General features: G+C 47.5%; 16 protein-coding genes and 1 pseudogene. 8 read left to right on the top strand and 9 right to left on the bottom strand.

Annotated elements, in window-relative coordinates; genetic code table 11:
• Positions 1-54: 54 nt before the first annotated feature.
• On the bottom strand, positions 55-1,218 hold the full coding sequence (locus tag J7619_RS18425) for an AI-2E family transporter (RefSeq protein WP_291201713.1): 1,164 nt from the start codon (positions 1,216-1,218) through the stop codon (positions 55-57).
• 46 nt (positions 1,219-1,264) lie between these two features.
• The gene (locus J7619_RS18420) at positions 1,265-1,474 is read right to left on the bottom strand and encodes a hypothetical protein (RefSeq protein ID WP_291201710.1); all 210 of its coding nucleotides are present in this window, start codon (positions 1,472-1,474) and stop codon (positions 1,265-1,267) included.
• A gap of 137 nt (positions 1,475-1,611) precedes the next feature.
• Here J7619_RS18420 and J7619_RS18415 point away from each other — a divergent pair, with 137 nt between their 5' ends.
• The gene (locus J7619_RS18415) at positions 1,612-2,349 is read left to right on the top strand and encodes a DNA-formamidopyrimidine glycosylase family protein (protein WP_291201707.1); all 738 of its coding nucleotides are present in this window, start codon (positions 1,612-1,614) and stop codon (positions 2,347-2,349) included.
• Between the two features lie 24 nt (positions 2,350-2,373).
• On the opposite strand, the gene J7619_RS18410 is transcribed toward J7619_RS18415, so the two are convergent.
• Together J7619_RS18410 and J7619_RS18405 are read right to left on the bottom strand one after the other, a co-directional pair.
• Positions 2,374-3,396 carry a hypothetical protein gene (locus tag J7619_RS18410; RefSeq protein ID WP_291201704.1) on the bottom strand — a complete coding sequence of 341 codons (1,023 nt, stop codon included), beginning with the start codon at positions 3,394-3,396 and terminating at the stop codon, positions 2,374-2,376.
• A gap of 24 nt (positions 3,397-3,420) precedes the next feature.
• Positions 3,421-4,824: an MBOAT family protein gene (locus J7619_RS18405; RefSeq protein ID WP_291201701.1), complete on the bottom strand. Its 1,404-nt coding sequence runs from the start codon at positions 4,822-4,824 to the stop codon at positions 3,421-3,423.
• Between the two features lie 291 nt (positions 4,825-5,115).
• Between J7619_RS18405 and J7619_RS18400 the strand changes: the two genes are divergently transcribed.
• Positions 5,116-6,900, top strand: a complete 1,785-nt coding sequence (locus tag J7619_RS18400) for a T9SS type A sorting domain-containing protein (RefSeq protein ID WP_291201698.1) — start codon at positions 5,116-5,118, stop codon at positions 6,898-6,900.
• A gap of 421 nt (positions 6,901-7,321) precedes the next feature.
• Positions 7,322-7,618, top strand: coding sequence for a hypothetical protein (locus J7619_RS18395; protein WP_291201695.1), 297 nt, complete (start codon positions 7,322-7,324; stop codon positions 7,616-7,618).
• Positions 7,619-7,630: 12 nt separating this feature from the next.
• Here J7619_RS18395 and J7619_RS18390 read toward each other — a convergent pair whose 3' ends face one another.
• From J7619_RS18390 to J7619_RS18380, 3 genes are read right to left on the bottom strand one after another with little or no spacing between them, the layout of a single operon-like run.
• Positions 7,631-8,230 (bottom strand): 2'-5' RNA ligase family protein, encoded by a 600-nt coding sequence (locus J7619_RS18390; protein WP_291201692.1) that lies wholly within the window; start codon positions 8,228-8,230, stop codon positions 7,631-7,633.
• Between the two features lie 5 nt (positions 8,231-8,235).
• On the bottom strand, positions 8,236-8,430 hold the full coding sequence (locus J7619_RS18385; protein WP_291201689.1) for a hypothetical protein: 195 nt from the start codon (positions 8,428-8,430) through the stop codon (positions 8,236-8,238).
• A 48-nt stretch (positions 8,431-8,478) separates the two neighbouring features.
• Positions 8,479-9,102 carry a hypothetical protein gene (locus J7619_RS18380; RefSeq protein WP_291201686.1) on the bottom strand — a complete coding sequence of 208 codons (624 nt, stop codon included), beginning with the start codon at positions 9,100-9,102 and terminating at the stop codon, positions 8,479-8,481.
• 175 nt (positions 9,103-9,277) lie between these two features.
• Here J7619_RS18380 and J7619_RS18375 point away from each other — a divergent pair, with 175 nt between their 5' ends.
• On the top strand, positions 9,278-10,630 hold the full coding sequence (locus J7619_RS18375) for an alpha-L-fucosidase (RefSeq protein ID WP_291201683.1): 1,353 nt from the start codon (positions 9,278-9,280) through the stop codon (positions 10,628-10,630).
• A 118-nt stretch (positions 10,631-10,748) separates the two neighbouring features.
• On the opposite strand, the gene J7619_RS18370 is transcribed toward J7619_RS18375, so the two are convergent.
• Entirely contained in the window at positions 10,749-10,994 is a 246-nt protein-coding gene (locus J7619_RS18370) for a hypothetical protein (protein ID WP_291201680.1), read from the bottom strand.
• Between the two features lie 554 nt (positions 10,995-11,548).
• Between J7619_RS18370 and J7619_RS18365 the strand changes: the two genes are divergently transcribed.
• Complete coding sequence (locus J7619_RS18365) at positions 11,549-13,039, top strand: reverse transcriptase domain-containing protein (protein ID WP_291201677.1); 1,491 nt, start codon at positions 11,549-11,551, stop codon at positions 13,037-13,039.
• Between the two features lie 117 nt (positions 13,040-13,156).
• The gene (locus J7619_RS18360; protein ID WP_291201674.1) at positions 13,157-13,342 is read left to right on the top strand and encodes a hypothetical protein; all 186 of its coding nucleotides are present in this window, start codon (positions 13,157-13,159) and stop codon (positions 13,340-13,342) included.
• Here the strand turns inward: J7619_RS18360 and J7619_RS32290 are convergent.
• A complete protein-coding gene (locus J7619_RS32290; protein WP_409012746.1) occupies positions 13,313-13,651 on the bottom strand; it encodes a Fic family protein in 339 nt (112 codons plus the stop codon). The two genes, J7619_RS18360 and J7619_RS32290, sit on opposite strands and share 30 nt — an antisense overlap.
• A 36-nt stretch (positions 13,652-13,687) precedes the next feature.
• On the opposite strand from J7619_RS32290, the gene J7619_RS18355 reads away from it, so the two are divergent.
• Both J7619_RS18355 and J7619_RS18350 read left to right on the top strand, forming a co-directional pair.
• Positions 13,688-14,467, top strand: coding sequence for a nucleotidyltransferase domain-containing protein (locus J7619_RS18355; protein WP_291201671.1), 780 nt, complete (start codon positions 13,688-13,690; stop codon positions 14,465-14,467).
• A gap of 257 nt (positions 14,468-14,724) precedes the next feature.
• Positions 14,725-15,367, top strand: a pseudogene (locus J7619_RS18350) (hypothetical protein); the annotation flags it as partial.

The raw sequence follows: 15,367 nt of genomic DNA, 5'->3' as shown, positions 1-15,367 counted from the left end.
TATATTCCTTAAAAAACCGGCAGGCATTCGCTCGAATGCCTGTCGGTTTGATTTTCAGAACAACGTCCGCTCTTTATCCTCCGCCTCGTTCGGATTCACCACCTTCGCGGGCGGATCATCGGGCATGGTGTCGCCCAGCAACTTACCCCATGGTTTCAGCTCGTCGATACGATCGAAAATGATTTTCAATACCGCTACGAACGGGATCGACAGGAACATCCCGCTCACGCCCCAAAGCGTTCCGCCAAGCAATACGACCAGAATGGAAATCAATGCATTGACTGATACTTTGGAAGACACGACGCGGGGTACGATGATGTTGTTATCCAGAAACTGGATCACCGTATAGGCACCGATGATCAGTAACGGTGTGGTGTATCCGTCCTTTGTGATGAACGAAATGAGTACCGGCAAAGCAATAGCGATAATGCCGCCTATGTACGGGATCAGATTCAGGATCGCACCGATCACGCCCAGCAACAGCGCATATTGTACGCCCAAAATGAGCAATGCAATGGAGTTCAGCGTCGCGATAATCGTCGTTTCGATCATCAGCCCCACAATATAGCTTTGCACCGCACCCTTGGTTTCCTGCAAAATCTCAGCTACCTGTTCGGAATTATTCTCATCAAAAACCTCAAATATAAAATTGAGTATCAATGGCTTGTAAAACAGCAGCAGGAAAATATAGAGCGGAATGAGTATAAAAAAGCTGATAATACCAAAAAGCGTATTCACCGTCTTGCCCACGTAGGCACGGCTGTTATTGATCGCTTCGTCGAGCATGGCCATTTGCTTCTCTGTCGAAATCCCGAATGTGGACGAAAGCCATTCCTGCAAATTCCCCAACAGTTTGATCGTCTTTTTTTCGAGTTGAGGGATCATATCACCGAACTGGACAATCTGCGACGACAGGAAAAACATGATCCCCCCTACCACGAGAACAGCAAGGAAAATCGTGAGCACAATCGCGACGATCTTATTGAATTTCCATTTCTGAAAACGGTTATAAACCGGATTAAGCAACACGGCTATCAGCCCGGCGAATGCAAACGGGACGATGATCTCCTGCAACAGGTTGAGAATATTGAAAAACAAATATAGCCCTATGAGCACCATCGGGGCTTTGATATAGAAGGGAAAACCGTCACGTGCGGAGAGCCATTCAGGCAATTCAGGAGCGGTTTCCTGCTTGCGACTTTTGAAAAATAATCCCATAATAAGTGTCAGTAATGATCAGTAAGGCTTACGGTGTGGGGCCCTTCTACCCGACCCCTTCATATTCTTTCACATCCTGATCGCTCAGCTCGACGATCGAAATTACCTCCTCGCGAGCTTGTTCCGGCCCGCCGCGATTGACGACGTTGGTGATATACGACCGGCTCGGATAAGTCTCCGATTCGATAATGTGTCTTTCAAAAGTCAAGATATTCTCTTCCGATGTGGAAGCAATGGTAATCATGAAATTGCGCATAACTGAAGATGTTTTTCGAGACGTTGCAACAAGAATGATGCCAGAGGAGGGAGGAATGGGAGAAGGGAAAAGGCAAAACCCCTTTCCTCCTTTCTCTGGCACATTTTTAGCATCAGTGCTTGAAAACGAAACACATTATGCCCGAGGGACCATCTATTGTTATTTTGAGGGAAGCCGTTGAGAAGCTGGGATTGAAAGGGAAGCCTGTTCGCCATGTAGAAGGCAATGCAAAAATCGATAAGGACCGGCTGGTCGGCGAGAAAGTAACCGATTTCCGGTCGTGGGGAAAACATTTCCTGATCTGCTTCAAGAATTTTACCATCCGCATCCATTTCATGCTCTTTGGCTCCTACCTCATCGACGAGCAAAAGAAAACACCACCGCGGCTCAGCCTGATTTTCGATAAACACGAATTGAATTTCTATACCTCGTCCATAAAGCTGATCGAGGTGCCGGCCGATGAAATCTACGACTGGTCGGCCGATATTATGTCTGAAAACTGGAAACCGACCGCTGCATTCAAAAAGTTAAAGGCAAAGCCCAAAATGCTGGCTTGCGACGCCCTGCTAGACCAGGACATTTTCGCCGGCAGCGGTAACATTATCAAAAACGAAGTCCTCTTCCGCATACGGACGCACCCACTCAGTACGCTCGGTGAAATCCCCGATACTAAATTGAAGGAAATGGTCAAAGAAACCCGAAACTATGCCTTCGATTTCCTGGAATGGAAGAAGGAATTCACTTTAAAGAAACACTGGCTGGCACACACGAAGAAAATCTGCCCGCGGTGTAACATCCCGTTTCATAAGGAATACCTCGGCCTTACGAAGCGGCGGAGCTATTATTGCGAGAATTGCCAGCGGTTGTATAAATAGTGCGTGCGCAGCATTTGCAGCATATCAATGCGACCACACCGCGACCATTTCATTCACATACTTCAACCATAACCGCTTCCCGCTGGCATTCCAATGGCCGTCGCTTTTATGAAACCATTCGGGATGGCACCGGAGCTGGTCGCCTAATTTCAGGAGCGGGGCTTTCAGGCGCGGGTTTTGTTCAATGCGCGGGATCTGGTTGTTATGTGGGTGGCGAGCCGGTTCGCATACGGTCACTTTATTCGGAATGAGACAGAAATATACTTCTGAGAAACCCGCATCGAGATAGTGCGCGCGAATCCGGTTCATGTTGACTACCACACTATCGATATCGGCGTCGGCCAACGGCGTGAAAGGCGACAAGCTGCTTCGCGGGTCCGCTTCAATTTCGTAGAACAGGAATTGCCTGTCGCGCGAGATGAGCGAGCCCGGATGGGTGCGACCGAACCATGATAACATCAGCCCGGCTTTTATTTCCTTACATTTCAGGGCCATATTCGAATTAAAAAGCAGAAATTCCAGGCGTTGATTGATCTCGCGATTTAATGCATTTTCCCAAAACAGCCCGCGGGCTTCGGCAACAGCAACGGGAACCTTCCTGCATTTGCCCCGGATTTGAAAACCACGCCGGATATAAAGTTCAGCATAATCTTCCCGGAGCCGTTCCTGAATCGTTCTCTCAATCACCTCGATCACGAGGATAGAATGCACATCGGGATCGAGCGAAACGGTATCCACTTCGGTACCGAGCCAGATGTGACGGTTACGGCGACCGGCGTAGTAACTCGTGTCCATTGTCGTGAAGCTATCGCCTATCGTATACAGATCAACGTTCTTTGAACGGTGCACCGGCTTATCCCAATCGGTTAACCCGTCGGTTTTAACCCATCGTGTTTCCTTGAATTGTTTCAAATTGGAAATATTATAGAGGTCGCCGAATCGGTATTGGTCCGGTATGAAGCCGCGGGTATGTAACTTACGTTGCAATCGGTCCGACAGGCCTATCCAGAGCACCACGCCAGACACCACCATAATGGATATACGCAAACAAAAAGACAGGATTTTCATGACTCAAAACTGAAAGTAAATGAATTGGTTACTCCCAAACACGCCCCACAGATAACATAGCAAGGTTGCCACGCCGAGTGACGGCCAGAATGACTTCGGCGCAGGTACGTAATCTGGAAGCAGATATTCCTTAGAAAATAACAGCACTATCAGCATCAGGCTGAAAACCGTTTCACCATTACTGATCGGTAGAACAGGCAAAGCCCATAATGCAGGCGTCGCCAGCGTACGCATGATCAGGAGCGCGTCACTTATGCTATGCGCGCGGAAGAAAATCCATGCGAGCGTCACCGCCGTGAAGGTAAGCGCTGTTCGAAGCCACCCTGGCCAGCGTGCAAAATCAAATACCCCTGCGCCCGTTACGCGCGTGAAGATCAACAGTACGCCGTGGATCGCTCCCCATACCACGAATTTCCAGTCGGCACCGTGCCATAACCCGCTCAACAGGAAGACGATCAGCAGGTTTGCATAAGTCCGGATGTTCCCACACCGATTACCGCCCATCGGAATGTAGACATAATCGCGAAACCACGTTGAGAGTGAAATATGCCATCGCTGCCAGAACTCGGCAATGGAGCGGGCAAAATAGGGCGAGCGAAAATTGACCATCAACCTGAACCCCATGGTTCTGGCCGCGCCCAGCGCAATGTCCGAGTAACCCGAAAAATCACAGTATATCTGGATACTGTAAAACACAGCGGCAATGGCCAGGCTGCCCGCATGCTGTGTCTCGGGATGGGCGAATATCGGATCGGTTACCAATGCAAGCCTGTCGGCGATCACTACTTTTTTGAACATTCCCCAGACCATCCACCACAGCCCCGTCCGAAGATTGCCCCAGTCGAAATCCATCCGCTCCCTGAACTGCCACAACACATTCTGCGGGCGCTCGATCGGACCTGCCACCAGTTGCGGGTAAAAGAGCACATACAATGCATAGATACCAAAATGACGCTCTGCTCGCTGATTTCCCCGGTACACCTCGATGGTATAGCTCATCGATTGAAATGTGTGAAACGACAGGCCGATCGGCAATGCAAGTCCGGGATACCAGTCCGTCAATGCCTCCGATGTATAACCGATTCCTGCAAAGCCAAGCACTTCGGCAACGTTGGCATTCAGGAAATCGAAGTACTTGAAAAAGCAAAGAAACCCGACATTCGCTAAAATACTCATCACAAGCATTCCTCTCCGCAGCCTGCCCGAAAGCGATTCAATACAAATTCCTGCCAGGTAATCGAAAACAATAATAATACCCAGCAGCAACAGGTAAGCGGGAATAAACGAGGCATAAAAATAGGCGCTGGCCGTCAGGAGTGAAAACCAACGCCAGCGCCCGGGCAGTGTGTAGTAAGTAGTCGTAACAAATAAAAAGAAAACAATAAAGTGAAGGGAGTTGAAAAGCATGTGTATACAGCCCTGAATAATTAACCTGGCATAAAACAAGGCATAATCAAGGCTCTTCAACAAAAAAAATGTGCATGAGGATTCCGGCGATTATCAAAAGGAATTAGTTACTGCACCAGCTCAGAAATTTTGTCTTAATTTGCAGATAGTTTAATAACAGTTACTTACTCACCTCTCTATCTTTAAAGTTTTAATATGCATTCATTTTTCTACCTACTTAAAAGACCTCTCTTCCTTTTATCATTTATTTTACCGGCCTCTGTATCCTTCGGCCAGAATTGGCAGCCCGGAATGAAAGTCGTTGCAAATGACAGGACTACACTCGGCGCGTTTGGAAATGATATCTCCATTTCGGGAAATTATGCAGTAATAGGTGCCTTTGTCGACGATGGTGCCGGTGATGGCAAGCCTGCGTTAGAGTCGGCCGGCGCCGCCTACCTGTTCTTCAACGACCACGGTACATGGAAGCAGATCAAAAAAATCTATCCTCCTACCAGAGCCGCATTTAACTATTTTGGGAGGTCTGTTTGCATCAAGGGCGACTACATGATCATCGGATCCGAATCCAAAACTGACGCCAACGAACAAAACCCGGTGCAAGGTGCCGGCGCTGCTTACTTGTATGCGAAAGATCAGGGCGGCCCGGGGAATTGGGGATTCGTTAAGAAAATTACGTCTCCCAACCGACAATACGAATACTTTGGCGGCAGCGTGGCCATTGACGGCGATCATATAGTTGCCGGCGCATATTATGAGGCCAGAGCCTACGTATTTGAAAAAAATGCGGGTGGAACCAACACCTGGGGCCCTGTGGCAACTTTGCTTCCGCAAGCCGGAAATAGTTTCAGCTCTTTCGGCGGGAAAGTAGCCATAAGCGGCGAATACGTGGTCGTAAGCGCTTATTCCGACGATAACTCGGGAACTGGCCCGGCACTCCAGCACTCCGGTTCTGCCTACATTTACAAAAAGAGCCAGGGCGGAGCAGATAATTGGGGGCTGGTGAAAAAATTTACCGCTCCGGTTAAAATGGAAAACGCAACCTTCGGCTCCGGCATTTCTATCGATGGGGATCGGGTTGTCATAGGCTCTCCGAATGAGAGAATCAATACTGAGTCATCAGATTATGGTGTAGGTGCCGCATATCTTTTCTCCAAAGACAATGGAGGCGTTGACCAATGGGGACTAGAAAAGACATTGACCGCAAATGTGAGAAATCATTCCTCCTATTTTGGCGTTTCAGTTGCCGTTAAAGGAAGTTCGGTTTTAGTAGGCGGCTATACTGAAAGTTTTGATTACAAAAACGAGGACTCTGTGAAAAATGCAGGTGCAACATGGGTTTTTTCTGAAAACCGTGGCGGCATAAGAAATTGGGGGCAAACAGCAAAAATTCACGCCCCCGATAGAGATATCGATGAGTATTTTGGAAATGCGGTGGCATTAAATGACTCGTTGATCCTTGTAGGTTCCGTCCAGGAGCACAATGGCGGCCCGTATGCATTAGCCTATCCCGGCGCCGCGTACAGCTTCTCTCTCGAAAGCGCCCTGCCCGTAAAACTTGCCAGCTTTTCGGCAAACCAAAACGAAGGGCAGGCACATTTGAAATGGACCACTACCGAAGAAACCAATTCAAGCCATTTCGACATCCAGCGAAGCGCCAACGGACGCAATTGGGTAACTCTTGAAACGGTAAAAGCCGCCAACGAAAGCCGCGTCACCACGCCCTATTACATTTTTGACAAGTCACCACTCGCCGGCCAGAATCTCTATCGCCTCAAAATGGTGGATAATGACGGTACATTCGCATACAGCAAAATTGAAGCGCTGACCTTTGATGGCGCTCAAAACGCATTGTTTTATCCAAACCCTGCCACAGACCGGTTACACCTCAGCGACGCCGTTTTGAGGACGACTACCTCTCTAAAACTTCTGGATCAAACGGGTAAAGCAGTTTTTCAAACGTCCCGCCCGACAGCTGTCATCCAAACCAGTCACATTTTGGGCGGGTTATATGTTTTACAGATCACAAAAACGGACGGTAGCATCACCAGCAGTCCGGTGATCATAGGTCAACGGTAAATCGGTAAACATCCGGTGGCAGGGAGGTTATTGCTATACTCCCTGCCACTGGTGTTTTATGTGCGCATACGCGCTCGCGGCGCAAAGGCATTGGCAATTAAACCACCGGCTGATCATCATAATTGGCTTCTTGATCATTTCCTTGCAGCAATAAGACGAAATCTAATCAGTTTCAAACTCTAATAAGTTCTTCATAAACGGCAGGCCTTGTTATGTCGAACCGTAGTTTGTAAATTTGATATAGGTAATCAATGACCCTCTTCGAACTCAAAATGATGAGAGCTGCACTAAAACAGGCTCTTAAAGACCAGTCTGAGTCGCTTTCACGAGAAGAAGTTGACAAAATATTAGATACAATTTTATTATTGACAGAGTTGATCAACGAACTCGAACGGGGTGCCTGACATAAAACACTTTTGATATGGAAACCAAAGAAGAATTCCGGGCAAGAGTCCTCAATTTAATGCAGCAGGCCGACCGCGCGATCAAAGAAACCAGCGAATATCTTTTACAGCAAGGAGTGGCCGTTGATATGACCGAGTGGGTGACAGTTAAGGAATATTGCCGCAGATTTGGAATAGATAATACCGAAACAGTCTTGCAATGGATCGCGCAGGGTATTGTACCAAAAGAAGATACGGCCGTCGTCGAAGAGTACGACAATGTTCAAATGCTCAGAGCAAAGCCATATTTGAAAAGCGTCGCTCACGACGTATAGTGACCAGTTAGATTAAAACAAACTAATCTGCTCACCAATCGCTGATCGTCCCAGCAACGGGATCGTATCAATCACTTCATACTGCCGGCGCTTCTCGTTGTACTTCCGGATCGCGAACGACTCGCATAGAAAGCCTGCTTCATACTCCGTAAAGATCGAATACGCCAATGCAATCCACTCCTGCGTGAGCCTGCGACCGATGGACATGTGCGGGTTTTTCGATTCGTCGGCCCACTTCTGCATGTACTGCTTTTTGAATTTCTTGTCGAAACCCTTCATGATCGCTTGCGTGCGCTCACGGATGGCGTCGCACGAATCTTCGGTCGGTTTGATGTAAAATGCGGAGAAATTGGCCCGGTCGAAGTCGGAGAAGCCGGAGAAATTGAGTTGGAAAGGGGTTAATGGGGAAATCAGCCTGGTATATTCGGCGAGGATTAATGGGTAATCAGCCTCTGCGGCGTCGAAGCCGTCCAGCGAAATGTGGCCATCGGCGTTGGCGCTGCCGTAGGATTTACCGATGGCGTCTCGGAGGTTTAGTTTAAAACCACGAACATCCTCAGCGATGATTGGCGGGGGCATAATGGCGAGGGAATAAGCGCAAAGGTTTGACATAGCGATTACTTTAATTTTCTGCGAATAAACACAGTTCTATCCATTTTTTGCCCAGGTTTCAGTTGTTGGTTAACCAGAAAAGTGACCGCCGCAATTCTTTCCTGTGGTGTTTTGGTAAGCCAGTATTCTAAATCTTCATTGGCTTGATCATGCGTCTTCATGTCAAATTGCCGCTTCACCATTGCGATTTTTCTGTTCATAGCCTTTTTGGTTTTATAATCCAGTAAATGCTTCACCCCTTGGTTGCGCTACAAAATTAAGTGATCATATTTCCTGAACTTCCTCCATTTACCATTCGCCTGCTTCTGGTATACGATCGTGGTCGATCCAAAGTCGCCATACCAAGCACCGTCGATCTGATAATGCCCGCCGAAGTAAACTAAGAGTCTGATAAATGCGTAGCGCCCATCCGAAGTGAAAATGGGTTTAGTGGTTGACACACAAAAGCCCTTCACTTCTTCGATCGACGCCACCGTGTGATAATTAGTGCCTTTCAAATTAATCTTTTCAGATGTGGAAACAAGGGTACGCTTTCGAAGCGACTTGCGTTCGGCGGTACTGATGGCTTTCAGCATTTCCGGATCCCTGAACAAATACGCTGGGTCATAAGACTCGTGGCGACTTGTTTTGGTCTCCGTATCAATCTGCTCCTGCGTCTCTCCGCCCACAAACCCGTTCCAGAAAACAGTATAATCCCAACCATCCGTGATGTTCGAAATCAAGATCGTCTTCGGTTGCTTGTGCGACAGGCTGTTCATGATATCAAAGTTTGACGGATCGCTGAACGTCAATTTGTAAATCTCGTCGGCCTGTCCGAATGCTCGAACACCGATCGCAAGGCAGAGCAGCAGAGAAAGGAGGTGATTTTTCATGAAGATGAAGTGTAGATGGTTTACACTAATAACGCGTTTTTCAGCACTATTTCATTACAAATTTTCACAAACGTCGGATCCCGCGATGGATTCTTTGTCTATTTTCAAAAAACATTCCCAATACAGAGTATCACACCCGGCAAATCCAATCTTTCCAAAAAGACCTCACAAAACAATGCGCCTACGACTCTTAACCTTCTTCCTCCTGCTCGGCCTCGCCACCGGCAGCTATGCCCAGCAAACCACCAACAAACCCGACCGTGTCAAATGGTTTCAGGACCTGGGTTTCGGGATGTTCATTCACTGGAATGTGGACGTGTCACTCGGGACGGTGATCAGCCACTCGCTGGCCGGGGCTTCGGAGGATTATATCAATCGGTACATGAAGGAGCTGCCGACGTTTTTTAACCCCAAAAAGTTCGATCCAGACGAATGGGCCACGATGGCGCGGCTGGCGGGAATGAAGTACGTCGTTTTCACGACCAAGCACCACGCCGGTTTCTGCATGTTCGATACCAAAACGACGGCTTTCAATGTGATAAATACGCCTTTCAAACGGGATGTCACGAAAGAGATCATTGAGGCATTCCGTAAGCAGGGCATTGCTATCGGACTGTATTTTTCGCCGGAAGATTTTCTGTTTTTCCACCAAAACAATATTCCGCTCGGCCGGTTGCAGGATAAGCGACAGTTCCCGATGAATAATCCCAAACTGATGGAATACGACAAGGCGCAGATCAGGGAACTGCTCACCAACTACGGCAAAATCGACATTATGTTCTTCGATGGCCCCGGCGACGGCCTGCGCGAGTACGCGTGGAGCCTGCAACCCGAGCTCGTGATCACGCGCGACGCTATGAACACGCCTGAACAGAACATCCCCGACAAAGCGTCGCCCCGCCCGTGGGAGGCCTGCTACACGATGGGCACCGACTGGCAATACAAACCGACCAACGACCCGCACAAATCCGGCACCGAGATCATCAACATGCTTATTGAAATCCGGGCTAAGGGCGGTAACTTCCTCTTGAACGTCGGCCCGAAACCAAACGGCGAAATTCAGATCGAACAGGAAGCGCTCCTGCGCGAAATCGCCCTGTGGAACTTCGCGAACGGAGAATCCATATACGCCGTCAAACCATTGCCCATCATCCACGACAAGGACATCTGGTTCACGCAATCCAACGACGACAAAGCTATCTACGCATTCGTAACAAAGAAGCGCGACGACGAATGGAAATACGGCCAGCGCCGCGAATTCCTCTTCCCGATGATCGAGGGCAATGCCTCTACCAAAGTCGAGGTACTCGGCTACGGCAGCGAGCTGGTGGAATACGTCAACAATTTCGACGCTTCGATCCGCTCCGCTCCCACCCCGCTCGGCCTGGCCGTGAGCGCGGTGAATGGGCAACGATTCTACACGAACCGGACTTGGCCTAATGCGGTAGTTTTAAAGATTTCGAATGCGAAGTTCAAGGCGCCTGAGGAGAAAAAGACTTCGAAATCGGGCATCGACGGGGCGCAGTAGTACTTTGCGCGGCTAATGGATTTACATGGAGGCTACCCGGATGGTCTCCATTTTTCGTATTTGAGGAAATAGCGGAACGTGAGTGATTCAAATGTGCTTTACGGATTATCCTTCGGTGTTACGCCGCTGCTTTTCGCTCTTCGAGCTTTTGGAAGAAGAACACCAGCTCACGGAATGTGCAGAAAAGGTCGCTTGCATGCGGGTTATGCCCGAGCTCGCTTTGCGCGACCATGAAACCGGTGTAAATCGTCCAAAGATCCTCGACCCATTCCTTGGGATCGTTCATGGTTAGTAAGGTTTTGACGTGTTCGCCGTAGGCGAGTGCGGCCGAATCCTGGGATTCGGGGGGTGTTTGTTTGTTCATGAGACTTACGATTTAAGGGATTAAAAAAAGCCCTGTCTAAGGTGTCCTAACGCTCGTAAGGGCGTCCGGGGGACTTTCGCCACACCCACACCATAACAGGGCAACTCTTCTAAGATTTTTCATATGCTTACGATTTATAGGGAATGCGAATATTCGGAAGTTTTGTCGAAGAAAGCAAATTTGGGGTGAAACCTAAGTTTCTTGTGGTTTAGTTACTTAACTTACACAAACTAGTTCGTAATTTGCGACGTTGGTTGGTTAAGTCCGCAGTACAGTGTTTGAGTTACTTCACCTTAGGTTGAAGATACCCTATCTAAATGTGGTAGGTGGTACTTATATCATTCGGGTTCCACATTGGAGCGCCCGTTAAGAAATAAAGTGAAACGGTTATCATGGTGCTCAGGTTGATCTGGGTGTTCATATGTGTAACGAAGTTCATGTTCCAAAAGACGTGCCCGTAAGGGCGTTATGACACGAACTGGCTGCATTCAGATAATGAATAAAGGATAGCGTCGCTTTTAACCAACCAACACTTTTATTCCAGCAAATGAATTATGAAAGATTGGCTACGTCTAAGACCCTATATTCATATTTCACCGAGACTTGGTCGTAAATCAAAAAAGAGAACCAAACATTACATTTCGACCTACGTCAATAATGACGAGAACGTTGCAACCCATCGCTTCTCTCCATTACTTCACTATAAAATAGTTAATCACCGTTACAAGCGTGATGGCTCCCAAAAACTAGAAAGCGGTAAAATTGGAAGAGCTTATAAAGCAAAAATTAGGCCTATTTACTACGCAAACCATCTTGATGCGCAGATTTTCGCATTTTACGCAGACAAAATAAGTAAAAGGTTAAATGAGTTTTATGAATCAGACATAAATCTCAGCAATTCAGTAATTGGCTATCGCGCAATTCAGTCCAACACTCGTCGAAATAAATGCACGATCGATTTCGCAAGAGAGGTTTTCGAGTTCATTTCAAATCAGAATGCGAATAACGTTTCTGTGGTGTGTCTTGACGTAGCGAGTTTCTTTGATACTCTTGATCACTCTGTCCTAAAATCAGCTTGGGGTCGGTTGTTTAACCAATTGCTGCTTCCGAAAGGTGACTACCAAGTTTTTAAAGCGATTACTAGGCCATATTACATAGATTTAGAAGAACTGATCCCATTGCTACCTAACTTTGACAAACGAAGTTTAAACTTAGTCAATAAATCAAAAAGGGCGTCTTTATTTGAGTCCTTTCAACAGTTTAGATCAATAGTATACTCGAACAAATTACTACGAAGGTATGGATCTAAGGATGACAAAAAAGGGATTCCTCAGGGAACTCCGATAAGTGCAGTCTTGTCCAATTTATATTTTCTTCAATCCGACATCGAAATCCTTAAAATTATCTCACCGCTTGGAGGCCAATACCGTCGTTATTCTGACGACATTCTACTCGTTTGCCCAACAGATCAAGTTGAGAATGTCATAAATGCAGTCAAAGATATTGTTGAGAGGCAGCTAAACTTGAAAATACAGGACGACAAAACTATCATAGCTAACCTTAGCCGTAGCTCATCTACCGACAGTTGGACCATAAACGCCGCTGATTCGCAAGGGCAAACCGTAAGTAAATCCATTGGCTATCTTGGTTTCGAGTTTGATGGAAGTCGCATTAGAATTAGAAACAGTAGTATTTCCAAATACTACCGCGGTCTCAAACGAGCGATTCGTCGAAGAGCATTCTATGCAAAAGTGCAGTTAGAAAAAAATAAACTCGCAAACATCAAAAAGGATGATTGGATATTTAGAGCAGGGATATTTAGAAAAAAGACCCATTTAGGTGCAAAAAGAAAGAAAATAGATGGAAAGGTTTTTTGGGGGAATTATATATCGTACGCAAAAAATGCTGGTCATATGATGGGAGATGGCCATTCAAAATCCATTAAAAAGCAGGTACGAAATCACTGGAAAATAGTAGCAAATGAAATTGAAAGACATGAAAAACGATATGGTCTACCAAAAGCTCCTAAATCAAAGGTGAATTGACGGGTTTGTTGAATATCGCATCTTTTATACTAGTGTATGACCGCAACCGATGATATTTTTGCTTATGTATGCAGTCATTGACTGCTTATCGCTACACATTTGAGTATATTTAACACCATGAAACTATTCGAAAAATACGCCAAACTCCGTCAAAAAGCCTACGTCACCGCGATGGTTACCAAATCGGTAAGTGGCAGCATGGCTCTGGAAAATCAGCAGGTGCCAGAGTCGCAGGTTAAAGCCATCGTGATCGCCTTATTGAGGGAAGCAGAGTTAAAAGGGCGTGAGTTCTCGAAGGATTAGCGCAGTAAGTACCTCAATATCTCCTCCATCGGCCAATCTCAATGCGTCGATGTATTTTACCCTCGCCTCCCCTTCCCGATGATACAGTTGTATCGGCTCGAACCCTTTGATCATCGCAGCAGCATTCAAAAGCAAACGCGCAGTACGGCCGTTACCGTTATTAAACGGGTGAATCCAGACAAATCGGTGGTGTAAATAAGCCAGTAAATCAGCGAAAAACTTGTCCGAAAAACAATGATACTCAGTGCACCTAAGAAAATCAAACAATGATCGTGCACGCTCGCGAGGCCAAACGATATTGAAAACCATTATATTGCCGCTAACTACTACTTGTACATTCCCCCCATGACCACCGAAATCCAGCAAGAACTATCCCGCCTCGAAGCCCAGCACGACATCCGAATCCTCTACGCCGTCGAGAGCGGGAGCCGGGCCTGGGGGTTTGCTTCGGTGAATAGCGATTGGGATGTGCGGTATATTTATGTGCACCGACCGGAGTGGTATTTGCAGATCGACGATAAGAAGGATAATCAGGAGGAGATTTTGCCGAACGACATCGATTTGGCCGGCTGGGAGCTGCGGAAGGCATTGCGGCTTTTCAGGAAATCGAACCCGCCCATGCTCGAATGGCTCGATAGTCCAATCGTTTACCGCGAACAGTTTTCGACGGCGGCGAGGTTAAGAGAGTTGAAGCAGCAATATTTCAGTCCGCGTTCCTGCCTGCACCATTACCTCAGCATGGCGGAGGGGAATTATAAGGACTACCTGCTCAAAGACATGGTGCGGGTGAAAAAATACTTCTACGTACTGCGTCCCATCCTCGCGTGCGACTGGATACGCGCAACGGACACAATGGCGCCTACCGAGTTTATCAAACTCCTCGACAGCCAGGTAACGGACGCCCGCTTGCGAAGCGAAATCGACAGTTTGCTAATCAGAAAATCATCCGGCGAAGAACTGAGCGAAGAACCCCGCATTCCCCTGTTACACGATTTCCTGACCGAACGGATCGCATTTTTTAAAGAGCATGTCAAAGACCTCCCGCCGCCGACCTTGCCTGACACGGCGTCACTGAACGCCCTCTTCCGGGAAACGATGACAGAAGTCTGGAATTTTAACTGCTAAGGCCCTTTTTCACCGTTTGATAATTGTATAACCGTTTGGACATTCGGTTACAATTTTCTTGCTTTTAAAGAGCGAATCCGTTTGTATTGCAACACACTTGATGGTCATTAATTCTACCAGCCAGGACTCAACTACTTCTTCTAGTATCTGTATCAGCAGCGGTAATGCTAGCCTGTATTAGGGGCAGTATTGACGTTGCTGCCCGCGGGCCTCTGTTCAATTCCTTTTCTGCATGTTTTACCCAAAACAAACCAGCTATGAAGAAAATGTTGTTCCTGCTAACCCTTGCCGCGTGCAATCAGCCCAGCAGCGGCTGGCCTGAACCGGTTCCCGGCGAACCATTCGTAACAGCTACGGCCGAAGATTCGGCACGGACAAACGGGCCTTTTATGCGCATTCATCCGATGGGCCAGCATCCGGAGATGATCCATGATAATATTGAGCGGCAACCGAAGCTCAAAATCGAAGAATGGCTGTCGGTACCAAACCCATTGGCCGATTTTGGACGTATCCTGAAACCGGGACAAGCGATGGAGATGGTCGCATTCGGAGGAGGCCTGACCGCCGGCGTGATGAATGGCGGTATTACTCGCGAAAGTCAGCAAACCAACTACACCAATTTGCTGGCGCATCAAATGGGCATCAAAAATTTTGAAATGCCGCTATTTGATAAGGAGCATTATAACGGGACCGGCTATTACGTATATCGTAAAACGGAAACCGGGTATCCGCAATGGGACCGGGTTGTAAATAACACGATTTCGGCTGTGCCGGGCAATCCGCCGACGATGCCCGAGTATCTGGGGAAGGTTTCGAATTATGCATTTCCCGGAGGGGCGGCCGAGTGGCTTGTACTGGGTACATGGTGTGACAATTGTGCATTGGTTCAATCCTTTGTTC

The sequence above is a fragment of the Dyadobacter sp. genome (assembly GCF_017744695.1).
GTDB lineage: Bacteria > Bacteroidota > Bacteroidia > Cytophagales > Spirosomataceae > Dyadobacter.
Note: the sequence above shows the minus strand (reverse complement) of the source record. Positions and strands in the feature narration are given on the sequence as shown.